The organism is Achromobacter mucicolens, assembly GCF_029866465.1.
Lineage (GTDB): Bacteria > Pseudomonadota > Gammaproteobacteria > Burkholderiales > Burkholderiaceae_B > Achromobacter > Achromobacter mucicolens.
In genome coordinates this window covers 5032625-5050499 of record NZ_CP123364.1, presented here as the reverse complement: position 1 = coordinate 5050499, position 17875 = coordinate 5032625, and the positions used below count along the sequence as shown (strand labels likewise).

Sequence of the window (17875 nt, the reverse complement as noted above, 5' to 3'; positions counted from 1 at the left end):
CCGCGCACGGGTTACGGAGCTTGCAATGCATTTCCCTCTTTCCCCGGTTGTCGCGGCGATTCTCGCCGCAACGATTCCGGCCTTTCCCTTGATGGTGTCGGCGGCGCCGACCGCGCCCATCGTTGTCGACGACCCGCTGGGCAATACGTCGTTGTTGTTGTTCCCTGGTTGGAATGTCACGGTCAGTACCGGAGAGGCAATCCGCGTCGACGGATCGGGCAATAGCGTCGAGGCAAGTGGCGTCTCGCTGATCGGAGAAGCCGACGGCCGGGGCGCGCACGCCCAGGGCGGCGGGACGATCCTGCTCACGGACAGTACCGTCCAGACGCAAGACGGCACCGCTTTGTCCGCGTCCGAGGTCAATAGTCTGGTGAGCGCCACCAACTCCCAGCTCTCGTCGATGGCAACCACCGTGCGGGCGGTGGATGGCGGCCGCATCGAGCTGAACGGCACAAATGTGTCCGGGGCAGGCGGGTTCGGAGCGACGATGCATGCGAGCGGAGGGCACATCACCGCAAAGAATCTTGAGATCACCAGCGTTGCTCGCAATGAGATCGAAAGCTATGCGGTGCGCGCGCAATCGGGCGGGCACGTCGAGCTAACGGATGTCATTGTGTCCAGCGTGGACGAATCGGGCACGGCAAGGACCGCGCTCATCTCGGTGCAGGATGCTGACTTCACGATGACCAACAGCCACACCAAGACAGGAATCGTACAGAGCGCTGCCTCGTCTCTGCATGTGTCAGGCAACTCCGTGGCGACCGTGACGGGAAGCGTCATTGAGGGCGCCATTACCGGCTCTGACGGTGCAACCCTGAACGTCGTCGACACGGTCTTGGGTGGGCCCAACGGCGTCTTCATTGGGGTGTACTTGTTGGGCAACTCGACAGCTACCGCGTCCCTCGATAACGTGACGATCGGTAGCGAGGCCGTCGCCGTCACTGACGGTGTCGTCGGGCGGGCCAACCATGTGATCAACGCGAAGGACGTGGATATTCACGCCAGCCGGTACGGGATTCGCACTGTCAACGGGTCGGCTCAGGTTCAAGGAGGCACGCTGCGTGCAGGACAAGCCGGCCTGTATGCGTTTTCGGAGGATGACACGGCGCCATCGACGATTGCCGCCGTCGGCACGCATGTGCTGGCCGAAGCCACCAATGCGGTAGGGGCGAGCGCCGCCCAACGCGGCGCCCACGTTTCGCTGGACGGCGTCACGGTGGACGTGTCCGGCACAGGGGGAAGAGCGCTCCAGGCCACCGACGGGGCGCACATCGACGCCGTCAATTCCCAATTGAATGGCCAGTCCACAAACGCGACCGGCGCGCACTTGCTTGGAAACATCGGCGCCGGCGACACGGCTGTTTCGCTGAGCGAAACGCAAGTCATCATGACGGGTCAAAACGCAAACGGCGTGCAGAGCGTGCGCTACGAACCGCAGGGCGCCAACTCGCTCGTGCTGTCGAACGGCAGCGACCTTCAGACCCACGATGGCGTGGGGTTTCTCGTCAGGGGTGGAGATCACGACATCTCCGTCCAGAACGCCACGGTGATGACCCGATCCGGCGGCGACGAAGCCAGCGGCATCCTACTTAGAACGCAGGCGACTCCCAACGCGGGAATCGTCCCCGGGCAACCGTACCAGACGCAACGCGTCACCCTGAACGCCACAGACGCGCTCATGACGGGCGACGTGCTGACTTCCGACAGCGGCCGCGTCGACATTGGCCTGGCCAGCGGCACTGCGTGGACCGGCGCGGTGCGCGCGGGGCAGGGTTCGGTGGACAGCGTCAAGTTAGACGGCAGCAGCGTCTGGAACATGCGCGGCGATTCGGTCGTCAAGACCCTGACGAACGCGGGCGTCGTCCGGTTCGTGTCTCCCGATGCGCAATCTGGATTCAAGACGCTGACCGTCTCCGACTACATCGGCGGCGGCACCTTGGTCATGAATACCCAGCTGGGCGACGATACGTCCTTGACCGACCGGCTCGTCGTGGACGGCGGCGCGGTCACGGGCACCACCGGGCTGCGTGTCTTGAACGCCGGCGGCGCAGGCGCATTGACCACGCAAGGCATCCGGCTCGTGCAGGCCACCAACGGGGCCACGATTGCGGGCAATGCGTTTTATCTGGATGCGGACTCGACTGGCTTCCGGCCCTCAACCACTAGCCTGGCTCTGAATGGCTACGACTATTTCCTGGTTCAGGGCGGCACGGGCGGCGTGGCGTCCGATTGGTATCTGACGTCGACGACGCTGCCGGGAAGTGGCATTGAAACGCCGCCGGGCAGCGGTACTGAAACGCCTCCTGGCAGTGGTACTGAAACACCTCCGGGCAGTGGAACCGAAACACCTCCGGGCAGTGGAACCGAAACGCCTCCCGGCAGTGGTACTGAAACGCCTCCCGGCAGCGGTACTGAGACGCCTCCCGGCAGCGGCATTGAAACGCCGCCGGGTAGTGGCACCGAAACGCCACCGGGCGGTGGTGTGACTACGCCTCCCGGCAGTGGCGGTGGCTCAACCGGTTCTACCCCGCCGGGATCTCTGCAGAACGTCTCACCGGAAAACGGCGCGCATATCGGCAATCAGGTCGCGGCGACCCGGATGTTCGTGCATCGCCTGGCGGATCGGACCGTGGCGCAAATGTCGGCAGGTCAATCTGCACCCGGCAGCGCGTCCCGGCAGGTGTGGGCACGTACCGAGGGCGCGCGGCACACCGGCATGAAACTTCACGAAGGTCACGTCAGCATCGACACCGACACCGCCATGCTGCAGATGGGAGCCGACCTCGTGAGCACGCGACTGGGTCAGCAAGGCGTCCTCAAGGCAGGGGTCATGGCCGGGGCGGGCGATGCGCGCACGCACGCCACTTCCCAACTCATCCACCCGGGCACCGGCATGGCGATGCGTGCCGATGCCCGAGGCAAGGTCACCGGGTATTCGGTGGGCATCTATGCCACCGCTTACGCCGACGATGCCACCCGCTTGGGCGCATACGCCGATTCGTGGTTGCAGTTCGGCCGCTATTCCAACGAAATCAACAGCGAACTAGGCTCGGCCCGCTACCGCTCCAACACCTGGACCGCGTCGGTGGAAGCGGGATACGCGCTCAAGCCCTTCGCCGCCGATTCCGCGTTGGGTGCGATGGTCGTGGTGCCGCAAGCCCAACTGGCCTACACGCGATACGACGCCCAGGACGCTGTGTTGCCCAGCATGACGCTGAAAAACTCGCCCGCCAGTTCAGTCACTTCGCGCGTGGGTGTCCGCGCATACCCGCTTGGCAACGACGCCGCCACGTTCCCGGTGCGGCCTTATGTCGAAGCCAATTGGCTGCACAACTCGGGCAGCGCAAAAGCCAACGTTGGCGCCTCGACATTCCAGGCGACGCCCATGCGCGATGCCGCTGAACTGCGAATCGGCGTGGCAGGCAATGTCCGCGAGTCGTGGCAGGTTAGCGGCGAGCTGTTTGGCCAGGCTGGAAACGGCGGTCAGCGGGGCTACGGCGGCATGCTGAACGTTGGGTATCGCTGGTAACCACAAACCGCGCAGGCCGCGCCGTGCGGGCGGCCTTTGCCAGCCGGGGCTGTCTGCGCTCCCACGTCAGGCACCCCGGCGGTTCACGCCGCGCGCTTGTTGAAGATCACCAGCGACACGCCGGTCAACACCAAGGCCGACGCCGCGATCAGCAACGCGGTCATCGGTTCGTCCAGGAACACCGTCCCGCCCAGCGCCGCCAGCACGGGCACGCTGAGCTGTACGGTGGCGGCGCGCGTCACGGTCAACTGTTTGAGCGCGGCGTACCACAGGATGTAGCCCAGGCCCGAGGTCACCGCGCCAGAGGCCACCGCATAGGCCGCGCCGGCGGTATCGAATCGAACGTGGGAGGCGGCCAATTGCGCAAGCAGCAGCGCCACCGCGACGGGCGCTGCCCGGATGAAATTTCCGGCCGTCGCGGCGGCCGGGTTCTTTGCGCCTCGGCCCAACAGCGAATAGATGCTCCATGCCACCCCGGACAGGATCATCAGCAATCCGTAGAACACCGGTGGCGCATCGGCGCTGGGCCACATCAACGCGACGAGGCCGGCGACCGCCAGTGCCGTGCCGGCCCACTGCATCGCCGCCAACCGTTCCCCGGCCACAAGGCCATACAGAATCATGCTGATTTGAATGGCCCCGAAAAGCAGCAGCGCACCCGTGCCCGCAGGTACATGCGTATAGGCATACGAGAAGGCGAGCGCATAACCCACCAGCGCCAGCGCGCCCGCCCACGTGCCTTCGACACGCCCGGTCTGCCGGCGAAGCGCCAGCACCAGGCACAGCATCAGCGCGCCCGACACGATGCGGATGGTGAAGAAGGTGGTGGGATCAATGGCCGTCTGCTTGAGCGCGACCCGGCAAAGCAGCGAGTTGCCGGCAAAGGCCAGCATGGCCAATAAGGTGAGCGCGAAGAGGCGGAAGGTCATGGCGAGGGACGCGGCTGCCGCTTCCTTTACTGCGCGGCCTGGGCGGTTTCGCGGAACCGCTGCAGCAGCGCGGACCCATCCTCCGAACGATACGCCAGCAACACCTGGCTTTGCGCATCCGGCGTGTCCAGTTCGCGGTAGGCCACGCCGGGAATGCCCGTCTTCATGTAGGTGTCGGGCAGGATCGAGATGCCCATTCCTGCCGCTACCAGGCCGATGATGGTCGCGCCTTCGCGCGCTTCCTGGCCCACTTGCGGGGCAAAGCCCGCGCGGCTGGCCAGCACGCCCACGTGGTCGAACAAGCCGCAGCCCAGCCCGCGCGGGAACAGGATGAAGGACTCGTCCGCCAGGTCGGTCATCGACAACGGCGCGTTGCGGCGCGCCAGCGGATGCGATTGGGGCAGGGCGGCCATGAGGCGGTCGGTCCACAGCGGCAGCGTCGCGATATTGGGCGGCGGCACGAACAGGATGGACGGGCGCAGAAAGCCCACGTCGATGTCCTTGGATGCCAGTGCGCGCAGTTGCTGTCCGGTCGACTGGTGGCTCAAGTCCACACCCACGCCCGGAAAATCCGTGCGAAAGGCATGCACGATGCGGGGAAACGCGTCGAACATCGGCACAGACGCCGTGAATGCCACGCGGATCTCGCCGGTTTCTCCCAACGCGGACTGCCGCACGACCTCGCCCGCGCGTTCCAGGTGCGCCAGCGCGCGGCGCGCCTGGTCCAGGAACAACGCGCCCGCCTGCGTCAGTTCCACGCTGCGGCTCGTGCGCGTCAAGAGCGGCGACCCCAGCTCTTCTTCCAGCGCCTTGATCTGCAGGCTGAGCGGCGGCTGGCTGACATGCAGCCGCCGCGCGGCCTGGCTGAAGCTCAGTTCCTCGGCGACGGTGACGAAGTAACGCAGTTGGCGAAAATCCATATCGATTTGGAAAGCAAATAGATCGTCGTGGAAAACGGTATTGGACGGTATGAGTGTACAGCGCGCATCATGCGCCCATACCAACACGCATAACGACACAGGAGACAACCATGAAGGCTTACGCGCCGTCCCGGTCCCGCCGCACCTTTGCCGCCGCCGCAGCAGTAAGCGCCCTGATGGCCGCGATGCTGGCGCCGTTGCCGGCAGCCGCCCAGGGCGCCTATCCCGACAAGCCGATCCGCATCGTGGTGCCCTACGCCGCGGGTGGCGGCGTCGACATCGTTACCCGCCTGGTCAGCCAGAAAATGGGCGACGCGCTGAAGCAGACCATCATCGTCGACAACCGCCCGGGCGCGGCGACGAACATCGGCATGGACGCGGTGGCGCGCGCTCCGGCGGACGGCTACACGCTGCTGACCGCATCGAACACGCTGGCCGCCAACGGCGCGCTGTTCTCCAAGCTGACCTTTGACCCCGCGCGCGACTTCACGCCGGTGGGCGCGATCGGTTACGCGCCGCTGGCGGTGGTGGTACCCGTCGAATCGTCGTTCAAGACCTTGAAGGATCTGACCGACTACGGCCGCGCGCACCCGGACAAGCTGACCTACGCGTCGGCCGGCAATGGCAGCTCGGGCCATCTGGCCAGCGAACTGCTCAAGCGCGAGAGCGGCATGAAGGCGCTGCACGTGCCGTACAAGGGCGGCTCGCCCGCGGTCACGGATCTGTTGGGGCAGCGGATCTCCTTCATGTCGATCAATCCGCTGGAAGTCGTCTCACACGTCAAGGCGGGCAAGCTGCGCGCGCTGGCCGTGCTGGACGACGAGCCGGCGAGCATGCTGCCCGATGTGCCCACCGTGGTGTCGCAAGGCCTGCCGGGCGCGATGGCCACCGTGTGGTGGGGACTCATCGGCCCCAAGGATCTTCCGCCCGACGTCACCGCAAAGCTCAACGCCGCGCTGCAATCCGCGCTGAACGACCCCGACGTGAAGAAGCGCTTTGCCGAGATGGGCGCGGTGGTCACGCCCGGAACGGACAAGCAGTTTGGCGAATTCGTGGCGGCTGAAACCACCAAATGGACCAAGGTCATCAAGGACGCGGGCATCAAGGCCGATTGATGGCCTTTGCGCCAGCCCGGGGCCGCGGCGCGGTCCGCGGGCGAAACACTGCATAAAGGAACTGAAATGGAACGGCAAAAGAACGCGCTGGTCGTCAGCGCGCACTCCGCGGACTTTGTGTGGCGCGCGGGTGGCGCCATCGCGCTGTACGCCAAGCGCGGCTGGAAAATCACCGTGGTGTGCCTGTCGTTTGGCGAACGCGGCGAATCGGCCAAGCTGTGGAAGCAGCCCGGCATGACGCTGGAGCGGGTCAAGGCCGACCGCCGCGACGAGGCGCGTCTGGCCGCCGGCATCCTGGGCGCCGACATCCGCTTCATGGACTGCGGCGACTATCCCTTGCGCGTATCGGACGAAGCGCTGTTCGAGCTGGTGGACGTCTACCGCGAATTGCAGCCGGAGTTCGTGCTGACGCATTCGCAGAAGGACCCGTACAACTTCGACCACCCGCTGGCGACGCACGTGGCGCAGGAAGCGCGCGTGATCGCGCAGGCGCATGGGCATCATCCGAAGCAAGCGGTGCTGGGCGCACCGCCCGTATTCCTCTTTGAGCCGCATCAGCCCGAACAGTGCGAGTGGAAGCCCGAAGTGCTGCTCGATATCTCCGAAGTCTGGGACCAGAAGCGCCGCGCCTTCGAGACCATGGCCGCGCAGGAACACCTGTGGGAGTACTACACCCGCGTCGCCCTGCAACGCGGCGTGCAGGCGTCGCGCAACTCGAACCTGAAGATTAAATACGCCGAGGGCTATCAGCGCGTGTTCCCGCAGGTCACCGGAGAATTGGCATGAGCCTCGCGGTCAGGAACATCGAGCGGGCGGACAGCTCGGTCATCGCACGCCTGGCGTCGGCAGGCGTCGCCACCGCGCACGAAGCGCAGCAACGCACGGGCCTGTTGCAGCCCACGCTGCGACCCATCTACGCCGGCGCATCCATCGCGGGCAGCGCGATCACGGTGCTGGCGCAGCCGGGCGACAACTGGATGCTGCACGTCGCCATCGAACTTTGCCGGCCCGGGGATATCGTCGTGGTGGCCTGCGCGTCGTCCAATGAAGACGGCATGTTCGGAGAGCTGCTGGCCACCTCCATGCGCGCTCGCGGTGTGCAAGGACTGGTGATCGACGCGGGCTGCCGCGATGTCGCCGCGTTGAAGGACATGCAGTTTCCGGTGTGGTCCAAGTGCGTATCGGCCAAGGGCACGGTCAAGGCAACGCCGGGATCGGTGAATGTGCCGGTCGTGTGCGCTGGGGCGCTGGTGCAACCCGGGGATGTCGTCATTGCGGACGACGATGGCGTGTGCATCGTGCCGCGTGCGCGGGCGGCGCAAGTGGCCGATGCGTGCGACGCGCGCCTGCGCAACGAGGCGGACAAGCGCAAGCGGCTGGCCGCCGGGGAATTGGGGCTGGATATCTACGGCATGCGCGAAAAGCTGGCGGCTGCCGGGCTGGTGTACGTGGACCGCACCCCGGGAGGCTGAAACGCCGGCGCTGCTTACCGGGTGGGCGTTAGCGCTGCCCTTGCGCGTCCACCGGTCCGGTCACTGTAATCACCAACGGGACGCCATTGATTTCGCGGGGCAGGCGCGCCGCGACGTTGGCGTCCGTCACGCCCACGGCAAGCGCTTCTTCGCCGGGGCGCCCCGTGGTGACGCCCACCGAGACGACGCCCGGAGTGGCAAGCAGCCTTGCTTCCTCGCTGGCAAGTATCTGACCAGCGGCGCCGGCCGGCTGCGTTTGATCCGGGTTGTATTCGACGGCGCCTGCGCCGGAGAAGTCGGGTCCGGGTTTTCGTGTGTCGCTCATGGCTCCAGCTCCTCGTGCTTCGGATATGGCTTGATAAGCGGCCGCCCTGGTTGGGCAGGGCGGCCGGAACGTCAATCAGGGCAATAGCCTGATGTTCAGTGCGGACAGCACGGACGCAATCGGATTGGCAAACGTCGTGCCGCCGCCGCCCGCAAACAGCAAAGCGACGGGTCGCACCCCGGATGCCCAGTGCCAGATCAGCGAGCCGGAATCGCCGCCCGCGGAGAACGGGTTGGCGTTGACGGACTGAATGGCAATCTGATTACGGAACAGCGCGACGCGGCCGCCGCCATAATTGACGTTAACCGACACGCCAATCTGTGTCACGCGGCCCTGAGTCAGACCCGTGGTACGGCCGCTTTTGCCGACGATCAGCCCCAGCGACGCGGCAAGCGGCGCCGTGCCGGTTTTGTAATACGCGGCGCTGCCCCCCGATAAATAATATTGATCACCGCGGATGCGCTCGTGCCACGCCCAGCCGAATGCGGCGTCCACAAAATTCGCCGCGCCGCCAAATGCAATGGGAACCCAGCGTGCCAGCACGGCAATCTGATCGCCCGGATGCCGGCCACCGTCCGCCGTGCCCGGCTGGATGATGCTGTCGTTCACGCTGGCGACGTTGGAGTTTGCCAGCACGTGGTTGTTGCTGAGGATCAGATGGCGATTGGTCCACGGCGCCGTCAGCCCGATCGCCCGGCTTCCGAGCGTACCTGCCGTGACGTTGACGTGACCGACCGACACGCCGGCAGGCGCGGGCCGATGCCGCGCGCGATGCGAATACGCATCCACCACGCCCACCGGCACCTGCTGCACCGGCACACTCGATAGGGCGCGTGTACCTGCCGCCTGCGCCACCTGGCCAAGCACCGCCTCCTGCGGCATGGCGCTTTCGGTGAAGATCGTCAGCACGGGCTCACCGGGCCCGCCCGGTCCGAATGTGACATTGGTGGGGTCCGGCAATCCTATGCCGACCCCGACGATGCCTTCGGAAGAGCCAGCATCCGAAAGCGTCCGGAATTCGCCGGACGCGGTCAGCAACTGCGCCTCGATCGCGTCCCGCAGCGCCAGCAGATCATTGGATACGCCCGCTTCGGCAAATACGGCTTGTTGTTCCGCCTCTTGGCCCAGCGCTTCGAGTCCGGCGGCGTCAGAGTCCGGGTTCTCGGGCGCCCCGGAAGCGGACTTGCCGTTGGCCGGCCCGCCTTGGTCTTCTTCGCCCGGGTTGTCCACCCGTGGGGTGTTGTTGTTCTTTCCTGACATGACAATGTCCTCCAACTGATTGGGTAAGCGTTAGCTAAAACCGTGTGATTGCCACTAAATGGTTTGTCGATGGCTCCTTGTGATGGATGGCCGGTCTGGCCGGACAAAGGCAGCCCCAGCCCGCGGGCGCGCCTTGCGGCGAGCGCACCTGGCAGTTGGCGGCGGGCGGATCGGGGCTGGAGAGAAATGTCGGGGAGGGGCTCGGAGAAGGCGGCAGGGCTGGACGCCGCGCCACCGGCGTGTGCTGCGGCAGCCCGCCGGCTATCGGCCGCGGCGCGTTCCGCAGGAAGGGGAAATGCGCGGCAGTCCGCCCGATGCGCGGGCTGCCAGGCGTTTCAAGCCGCGGGATCTGGCGGCGGATTAGGCCTTTTGAGCGGTCATGCGGCCATTATTTGACGGTGCCCCGCGCTTTGGTATGGACAACTTTTGGTATGGACATCAAGCGATTGGCGGTGGCGGATGAGATCCGGATTTCGCGACATTGATGCGTCCGCACCACATCCAGACAAACCCCCGTAGCGATATGTAATAAGAATGCTTATCATGCGCGTTTTATATAAAAGAACGCATGGGGTGGGGCTGTGGGTAAAGCATCGAATGGCCGTCAAGGCAGGCAGAAGGGCGTCGCCCTGGCGGTGAAACAGGCGTTGGCGGGCAGCGCCGCGCTCTACGCCGCCTCGGTATCGGCGCAGACGCAGGCGCCGGCCGCGATCACCGTCCTGCCCACCGTCACGGTGACCAGCGCGCCCGTTGCCCTGGGCGAGGCGCCCGCGCCCATCGCCGGCGGTCTGATCGGCGGCGGCGCCCGCATGGGCATCCTGGGCAACACGTCCGTCATGGACACCCCGTTCAGCGTCACCAGCTATACCGCCCAGACGATCGAGAACGAGCAGGCCCGGTCGGTCGCCGACGTGGCCACCATGGATCCGTCCGTGCGCATGAGCAGTGCCCGGTCCAACATCAACGAAGACCTCACCATCCGCGGCTTCAATGTGCCGACCGCAGACTTCGCGTTCAACGGCATGTTCGGCCTGACGCCCTATTGGCGCGCACCGGTCGAGACCCTGGAACGCGTGGAGATCATCAAGGGACCGTCGGCGGCGCTCTTCGGCATGACGCCGGGCGGCAGCGTGGGGGGTGTCGTCAATCTGGTGCCCAAACGCGCCACCGATGAGCCCATCACCCGGGTCACGGGCTCGGTCATGTCGGACTCCGTCTTTGGCGTGCATGCCGACGTGGGACGCCGCTTCGGTCCCGACAACGCGTTTGGCATCCGCGTAAACGGGATGCTGCGAGACGGCGACACGCCAATCAAGGACCAGTCGACACGCGAAGCGCTGGGGTCGGTTGCGCTGGACTATCGCGGTGAAAAGCTGCGGTCCTCCCTGGACCTGATCTGGCAGAAGGAACGCATCGACAACGTCGTGCGCCAGTTTCAGCTTGGCGCGGACCTGACCTCGATTCCCGAGGCGCCGAGCAACAAGAATCCGTATCCGGGCCTGGGCTGGAGCGACGGGCGCAATACCGCCGGCGTGTTCAAGATCGAATACGACATCACCGACTACCTGACTGCTTACGCAGGCTACGGCCAACGCAAGCTGGACTGGGACGCCTTCGCCGCCAACCCCATGCTGCAGAACACGCAGGGCGATTACTCCTTCTTCGGCGGCTGGCAGCGGATGACGGTGGACAGCAAGTCCACCGAAGCCGGCCTGCGCAGCAACTTCAAGACCGGCCCTGTGAGCCACAAGGTCGCCTTCAGCTACACGCTGCTGGACCAGAAATCCGACCTGGGCTTCTACACCGGTTTTCCGCCGGGCAATTCCAATATCTACGCCGGCAACATCTTCGACACGCCGTCCATCTCCGGCATCAGCAATCCGCTTAACCGCTACCAGAGCACCAAGCTGACCAGCTACGCGCTGGCCGACACCCTGGGTTTCATGGACGACCGGCTGCAACTGACGCTGGGCGCGCGCCGCCAGAACGTGCAGGGCCAGAACTACAACTTCGCCAACGGCGAGCCCAGCGGCCCGCGCTATGACAAGAGCGCCACCACGCCGCTGGCCGGCGTCGTCTTCAAGGTGCGGCCGGATCTGTCGGTCTACGCCAGCTACGTCGAAGGCCTGTCGCAAGGCGACACCGCGCCCACCAGCGCGGCCATCACCAATCCAGGCGAAACGCTGTCGCCCTTCAAGTCCAAGCAGAAGGAACTCGGCGTCAAGTACAACCTGAACGACGACATGCTGGCCACTGTCGCGCTCTTTGAGCTGACCCGCCCCAGCTCCGGTATCTCGGGCAACACCTTTGGCGAATTCGGCGAACAACGCAACCGAGGCGTCGAAGCCAGCTTTGCCGGCGAAGTCACCAAGGGTGTGCGCCTGTTGGGCGGCATCAGCTACATCGACGCCGTCATCAACAAGGCCACCACGCCTGGCCTGCAGGGCAACAAGGCCATCGGCGTGCCCGACTGGCAATTCAACCTGGGCGCCGAGTGGGACACCCCGTTCGTCCCAGGTCTGACGGTGTTGGGCCGCGTCATCTACACCGACAGGACGTATGCCAACGCCGACAACACCTTGTCGGTGCCAAGCTGGACCCGCGTTGACGCCGGCGCGCGCTACGAGACCAAGATCAGCGGCACGCCCGTCACCTTCCGCTTCAACGTCGAGAACCTGTTCAACCGGAACTACTGGGGCACCGCCACGGCAGGCTACCTGTTCGTGGGCTCGCCGCGCACCTACACGTTCTCGACCAGCATCGCCTTCTAAGGAAGCCGAGATGTCCACGCAAGCCTGGTCCTGGATACACAAGTGGAGCAGCCTGGTCTGCACGGTCTTCATGCTGCTGCTGTGTCTGACCGGACTACCCTTGATCTTCCACGAAGAGATTGAGCACCTGTCGGGCGTCGTCGAAGCGCCGCCCATGCCCGCCGGCACGCCCAACGCCAGCATGGACCAGATCGCCCAGACCGCGCTGGAGCGCCGCCCGGGCGAAGTCATCCGCTACATGTTCTGGGATCAGGACGAGCATCCCGACATTACGTATGTCTCCATGGCCAGCGCCGTCGACGCGCCGCCCGAGGAGAACAACGCCGTCGTCATCGACTCGCGCACGGCCAAGGTCCTGGACGAACCGGCCACCGACGAAGGCTTCATGTACGTCATGCTCAAGCTGCATACCGACATGTTCGCCGGCTTGCCGGGGATGCTGTTCCTGGGTGCGATGGGCCTTTTGATGGTGGTCGCCATCGTGTCCGGTGTGGTGCTGTATTACCCCTTCATGCGCCGCCTGAAATTTGGCGCGCTGCGCACCCAGCGCAGCACCCGGGTCAAATGGCTGGACTGGCATAACCTGTTGGGCATTGTCACGGTGGTGTGGCTGCTGGTTGTTGGCATCACGGGCAGCATCAATACACTGAACCGCGTCGTGCTTAGCCTCTGGCAGATGGACCAGATGGCGGAAATGACCGCGCCGTTCCGCGGCCTGCCGCCCGTCACGCAGCCCGCGCATCTGGAAGCTTCCATCCGCACGGCACGCGCCGCCGTGCCGGACATGGCCGTGAGCCTTGTCGCGTTTCCGGGGACGATGTTTTCCAGCCCGCATCACTACACGTTCTTCATGAAGGGCAACACACCCGTGACCTCGCGCCTGCTAAAGCCCGCGCTGGTGGACGCCACTAACGGCGAGCTGACCGACACGCGAGAGATGCCCTGGTACGTAAAGACCCTGTTCCTATCGCAGCCGCTGCACTTTGGGGATTACGGCGGCCTGCCGCTCAAGATTCTTTGGGCGGTGCTGGATCTCTTTGCAATCGTGGTGCTGGGTAGCGGACTGTATCTATGGCTGCGCAAGCCCAAGGCGGCAACGGCTTCGAAATCGTTGACCCCGGATGCCGCAGAGACCGCCAACGCGCTGCGGCAGGGTGATCGGCAAGGGGCAGCGCAATGAGCAAGAACGTTGATGCGCGCGGCGCGCGGACCGAGAACCTGCAAACGGCGGGCGAGGTGTTCCGCGCGCCGATCTGGCTAGGCGTGGCCTCGGTGGTGGGGCTGGTGTCGGCGCTGCTGGGCGATGGGGTGTGGGACGGGGTGTCGTGGTTGGCGATCTTTGCGCCGATTGGGGCGGTCTGGTGGGCCTGGCGGCGCCGGGGCGGATAGGGCCGCCTTCTTATTCGGACGGCCTGGCGTCAATGGCGCGCGGCCATCAGCGTAAGCACATCGCTCAGCGAACGTACGGACTCCGCTGAACTCGATGTTGCCGCGTGCCGGTCCAGGTGATACCCGTGCATGCCGAACTTCCGAGGCCCGATCATATCGGCCTCGATGGTGTCGCCGATCATCAGGACTTCCTCGGGCTGGCAAGCAATGCCCTCGCACAGATACTGATAGATCTCGGGCTGTGGCTTCAGGGCCCCGGCCTCGTACGACCAAGCGCAAAAGTCCGGCTGAAACGGCAGCAAGTCCAGGACGGGCGGGCCGTACGGCGCTGCCAGGTTGGAACACAGCGCCACCTTGATGCCGCGCGCCTTCAGTGCCAGCAACGTTGGCGCGGCGTCCGGGAACAACGTGATGGATTCAATCTCTTCGCGCAGCTCGGCTTCGAGTGCGTTCAGCGCATCTTCGCTGATCATTCCGCCAAACAAACGGGCAGCCTGCCGCAGGTCGATCGCACTGCTCATCGCCCGAATGCCGTCGTCGCGTTGGCGCGGGCGGCCCGCTTCGTGCAGCAGGCGGACCAGCTTGCGGAAGGGGCGGGTTGGCCGATCGATGTTGACCAAGGTTCCGTATACGTCGAATGCCACGGCCTTGATTGCCATTGAACCTCCTGCGCCAATAAAGCTTTCCGTTGGTTGGCCGGATCGTGATGTCCAACCCGACTGCGACGGAATTCTAGCGGTAAAGGTGCGGCAGTTTGATTGCTCCCCGGGTTTTAGGAGCAGGGAGGCAGCAGCGCCGGTTGAGGGCTACTCGTCGCGCCCGACCGTGACGAATATGCCGTCGGCCTCATTCAATCGGGGGCCTGCAGGCAGGATCAGTACCGACACGTCATCGGGCAGATGGGACGCCAGGGCTTTCAGCCGTTCGCTGACGACGTTCTCCAAAGAATCGCGGCGCGCCTCTGCGGACACCGTAAGGCTTAACCCAACCTTGTTCCAGCCTTCCCAGGAGTCCGGCGCTTGCAGGTATGCCAATGTCGCCCATTCCGATGGGTTGACGACGGTGCCGTCCGCCAGCTTTGAAGGCGCATCGCTCCAGGCTTCGAACTTCTCGCGTGTGGCGCCGTAATAGATCCACGCATGGGGCGGGCGGATTCCCTGGGCGGACTGGGCGGAAATCCCCAGTTTGGAAGCCAGCGCCTCCAATGCCTGATCCGTTGACAGCTTGGCGTCCCGAAGCCGCGCGGGGTCGATCGAGAGCCAAAGCTGGATGGGTTCCGGCACATTGCTCCAGACCTGGGTGATGGTTTGGTTATCGCCAATCCCACGACCGATCTTGTCGGCCACCAGTTGTTGCAGCTCGGGCTTGCTGAGACGCGGGCTGGCCACCAGCAGGTAGAGATCCGCGCTGGGAACGGCGCCCCACACTAGGGTTGGCGGCTGGACGGCGTCTGGTGGCGGGGTCTGCGTGGCACTCGCGGGCAGGCAGACGCAGAAGGCCAATGCGGCAAGCAAACTGCAGCGCGTGGTCTGCAAGCGGGAAATCCAGGTCTTCAGAGGCATAGGGGTTTAGGTATTCAAACGCGGGTGAATCCCATGCGCGATGGTCACGAGTAGGGATTCGACGGACATGATCATGGTTTCGACACCGGTCTACCGTCGTGTCGTTTCGCGCTTCTGACGGATCTGACGGTCGAGGGCTCGTGGATTATCCCAGACGAAGAAAAACCCGCAGCGCGTTAGCGGGTGCGGGTTTAAGTACTACCTGATATCAATCCAGACAGATAGGAGTTTTCCGCGATGCTCAAATGGAACGGAGAGCAACCGACGTTGATAACCAATGCGCTCATGCAATCATGCACTCACGCGCCGCGGCAGGGGCCGACCGCGGCGCGTGCACCGATCAACGCCGACGCGCGGTCAGCCAGTCGATCGGCTGCAGCGCCCGATCGACAATACGCACCTCACCCACGCTGCCAAAGAAGCCATCGGCCCGCGCGCCATCCCACGAACCCGCGCCGATCACCCAAGGCATATTGGCAGCCAGCGTCGCCAGGCCCGGCGCGTCCGACGTATTGCGCAGCACCGGCGCGCCTTCCACGTACAGAATGGTTTCGTGCGTGGTGTCGTCGTTCACCACTGCCACGTGCATCCACTTGTCGGGAATGATCTCGCCCGACCAGTTGGCCTTGGCGCCACGCGCGCCCGACACATCGGGCACGACTTCCCACTGAATCTCGCGCAGGCTCGAAATGGCGAACAGCAGCGGCGGCGACTCCGGATCTCCCCCGGAGAACCCCGGCAGATCTCCGCGCTTGCCGTCGCGCGTCATGATGTTCATCCACGCATGCTTGGACGCCACCCAATCGCGGTCGATCTTGATGAAGGCCTCCACCGTGTAACCATTGGGCGCGGTTTGGCCGTTGATAATGGCCGCGGCGTCCGTCGTGAAGTAGCTCATGCGGGCCGTGTTCTTGTCGGTGTTCAGGAACCGCACCGAGCCCGGCGCCGCCGACAGGTAGTGGTGATCATCCGACCAGACCACGTCGCCCACCTGCGCGCCGGCCACGCCGTCGATATTGAGCGGCGCGCGGCGCATCGGATTCAGCCCCGTGCGGTCCGCAATCACCTCGCCCACCGGCACCGGCTGACCATTGGCGCCACCAAAGAATCGCCAGTGCGCCAGCGTGCCCGTCACCTGCGGATAGTCGTCCGGATCGGCCGCCGGCTTTTGCTCTGCGGCGACGGGGTCCGTGTAGTTGGCCAGGATCAACGCGCGGGCCTGGTCGATCAGCGCGGTGTGGCTAGGCGTGGCGGCCTTGAATTCCTTGTTGAACCCGCCGAACCGCTTGGCGAAGTCCATCTTGATGGTGAACTGCTCGTTCGCGCCGGTCAGGATGGCCTGATCGAACGTATTGAGCGTGTCCTTGGGCTTTTGCGGCACCCACGGCGAGAACGACAGCACCCGAATCTCGTTGTTGCTGAGGTCGAATTCATACAAGCGCATCAGGCCGTTGCCGCCCTGATAGGCCATCTGGTAGTCCACCACCATTTCTTCAACCGCATTGCCAAACGCGTTGGTCTTGGTCAGATGCGCCGCGCCATGATAATGGCCGTTGAGCGTCATGAAGATCTGATCGTTGTCGCGGATCAACTTGTCCCACAGCATCAGCCCGTAGGGCACTTCCAGCGGCGTGACGCCATCCTTGTCGATGTTCAGCAACTGGTGGTTCACCAGGATCACCGGCAGCGACGGGTTCGCGCGGATCACCTGGTTAGCCCACGCCAGCGCCGCGTCGGAGATGCGCCATGACAGCGACAGCACCATGAACTTCTGACCTTCGGCCTCGAACACGTGGTACTCGTGAAACCCGCTCGGATCACGCCCGCCAAACGTCGCCTGCTTCGAGGCGCGATCGGCACTGAAGGTCTGCAGATAGGGCTCATTGGCTAGATTGCGCTGCGCGTCCGTGGCGCTGGCCTGGCTGCTGGCGTCGACGTAATCGCGATCCAGGATCACGTCGTGATTGCCGGCCAGGATCGAGTACGGCACCTTGGCGTCTTCCAGAATCTTCATGGCCGCACCGGCCACCTTCCACTGATCCGGCTTGCTCTGCTGATCGACCACGTCGCCCAGATGGATCAGGAAGGGGATCCCCAGCGATTTGGAATGGTCGGCCACCCACTGCGTCTGCGCCTTGAACGGCTCGTTGCCGTACTTGCGCATGAACTGCTGGTTTTCCGCGTCGGTGGCGTAGCGGGAGTAGAACTGGGTGTCCGGCAGTACTGCTACCGCGAAGCTGGAAATGTTGACGGGTTGGGGTTGCGGTTCGGGTTGAGGCTGCGGCTGCGTGCCGGGGGTCTCGGGCGCGGCGGGGTCATCGTCATCGTCGCTGGAGCAGGCTGACAGCAGCAGCGAGCCGCCTACGGGCAGGAGGGTGGCGCCGAACCCGGCCTTGAGCAGACTGCGACGGCGCGGGTCCGCGGCTATCGGTAGTGCGGGAAGATCGTTGGCAATCTGAGGTTTGCCGTCTTGCTTGTCGTGCGCCATCTTTGCTGCCCTTGAGGAAAAGCGGGAAGCTTAGGGAGGGCGGGTGACGGAATGATGAATGTTCTGGGGCGTTTTCTTGACGGGCAAGCACGACCTACGTCACCAATGTCCCTGC

At 64.8% G+C, this 17875-nt stretch carries 14 protein-coding genes; 7 read left to right on the top strand and 7 right to left on the bottom strand.

Annotated elements, in window-relative coordinates; genetic code table 11:
• Positions 1-25 precede the first annotated feature (25 nt).
• Entirely contained in the window at positions 26-3529 is a 3504-nt protein-coding gene (locus tag QEP15_RS22970) for an autotransporter outer membrane beta-barrel domain-containing protein (protein WP_280148144.1), read from the top strand.
• A gap of 83 nt (positions 3530-3612) precedes the next feature.
• On the opposite strand, the gene QEP15_RS22965 is transcribed toward QEP15_RS22970, so the two are convergent.
• Positions 3613-4458, bottom strand: coding sequence for a DMT family transporter (locus tag QEP15_RS22965; protein WP_280148143.1), 846 nt, complete (start codon positions 4456-4458; stop codon positions 3613-3615).
• Positions 4459-4484: 26 nt separating this feature from the next.
• Positions 4485-5378 carry a LysR family transcriptional regulator gene (locus tag QEP15_RS22960; RefSeq protein WP_280148142.1) on the bottom strand — a complete coding sequence of 298 codons (894 nt, stop codon included), beginning with the start codon at positions 5376-5378 and terminating at the stop codon, positions 4485-4487.
• Between the two features lie 110 nt (positions 5379-5488).
• Here QEP15_RS22960 and QEP15_RS22955 point away from each other — a divergent pair, with 110 nt between their 5' ends.
• The 3 genes from QEP15_RS22955 (at position 5489) to QEP15_RS22945 (ending at position 7965) form a co-directional block, all read left to right on the top strand.
• Complete coding sequence (locus QEP15_RS22955) at positions 5489-6493, top strand: Bug family tripartite tricarboxylate transporter substrate binding protein (protein ID WP_226847282.1); 1005 nt, start codon at positions 5489-5491, stop codon at positions 6491-6493.
• A 66-nt stretch (positions 6494-6559) separates the two neighbouring features.
• A complete protein-coding gene (locus tag QEP15_RS22950; RefSeq protein ID WP_175156163.1) occupies positions 6560-7279 on the top strand; it encodes a PIG-L deacetylase family protein in 720 nt (239 codons plus the stop codon).
• A complete protein-coding gene (locus QEP15_RS22945; protein ID WP_175156162.1) occupies positions 7276-7965 on the top strand; it encodes a 4-carboxy-4-hydroxy-2-oxoadipate aldolase/oxaloacetate decarboxylase in 690 nt (229 codons plus the stop codon). Before QEP15_RS22950 ends, QEP15_RS22945 begins: the two co-directional genes overlap by 4 nt.
• Before the next feature lie 28 nt (positions 7966-7993).
• On the opposite strand, the gene QEP15_RS22940 is transcribed toward QEP15_RS22945, so the two are convergent.
• Together QEP15_RS22940 and QEP15_RS22935 are read right to left on the bottom strand one after the other, a co-directional pair.
• Positions 7994-8290 (bottom strand): hypothetical protein, encoded by a 297-nt coding sequence (locus QEP15_RS22940; protein WP_175156161.1) that lies wholly within the window; start codon positions 8288-8290, stop codon positions 7994-7996.
• A gap of 75 nt (positions 8291-8365) precedes the next feature.
• Positions 8366-9550 carry a chymotrypsin family serine protease gene (locus QEP15_RS22935; protein WP_218895224.1) on the bottom strand — a complete coding sequence of 395 codons (1185 nt, stop codon included), beginning with the start codon at positions 9548-9550 and terminating at the stop codon, positions 8366-8368.
• A gap of 581 nt (positions 9551-10131) precedes the next feature.
• Here QEP15_RS22935 and QEP15_RS22930 point away from each other — a divergent pair.
• Genes QEP15_RS22930 through QEP15_RS22920 form a run of 3 tightly spaced genes read left to right on the top strand, consistent with a single transcriptional unit; the run spans position 10132 to position 13710 of the window.
• A complete protein-coding gene (locus QEP15_RS22930; RefSeq protein WP_280148141.1) occupies positions 10132-12321 on the top strand; it encodes a TonB-dependent receptor in 2190 nt (729 codons plus the stop codon).
• Positions 12322-12331: 10 nt separating this feature from the next.
• Positions 12332-13501, top strand: coding sequence for a PepSY-associated TM helix domain-containing protein (locus QEP15_RS22925; RefSeq protein WP_280148140.1), 1170 nt, complete (start codon positions 12332-12334; stop codon positions 13499-13501).
• Positions 13498-13710, top strand: a complete 213-nt coding sequence (locus tag QEP15_RS22920; RefSeq protein ID WP_226847276.1) for a hypothetical protein — start codon at positions 13498-13500, stop codon at positions 13708-13710. The genes QEP15_RS22925 and QEP15_RS22920 overlap by 4 nt, the downstream gene beginning before the upstream one ends.
• A 29-nt stretch (positions 13711-13739) precedes the next feature.
• On the opposite strand, the gene QEP15_RS22915 is transcribed toward QEP15_RS22920, so the two are convergent.
• From QEP15_RS22915 to QEP15_RS22905, 3 genes are all read right to left on the bottom strand, one after another.
• On the bottom strand, positions 13740-14369 hold the full coding sequence (locus QEP15_RS22915) for an HAD family hydrolase (protein WP_280148139.1): 630 nt from the start codon (positions 14367-14369) through the stop codon (positions 13740-13742).
• Between the two features lie 147 nt (positions 14370-14516).
• Positions 14517-15272, bottom strand: coding sequence for a hypothetical protein (locus tag QEP15_RS22910; protein WP_280148138.1), 756 nt, complete (start codon positions 15270-15272; stop codon positions 14517-14519).
• Positions 15273-15612: 340 nt separating this feature from the next.
• Positions 15613-17760, bottom strand: a complete 2148-nt coding sequence (locus QEP15_RS22905; RefSeq protein ID WP_280148137.1) for a laminin G domain-containing metallophosphoesterase family protein — start codon at positions 17758-17760, stop codon at positions 15613-15615.
• Between the last annotated feature and the right edge of the window lie 115 nt (positions 17761-17875).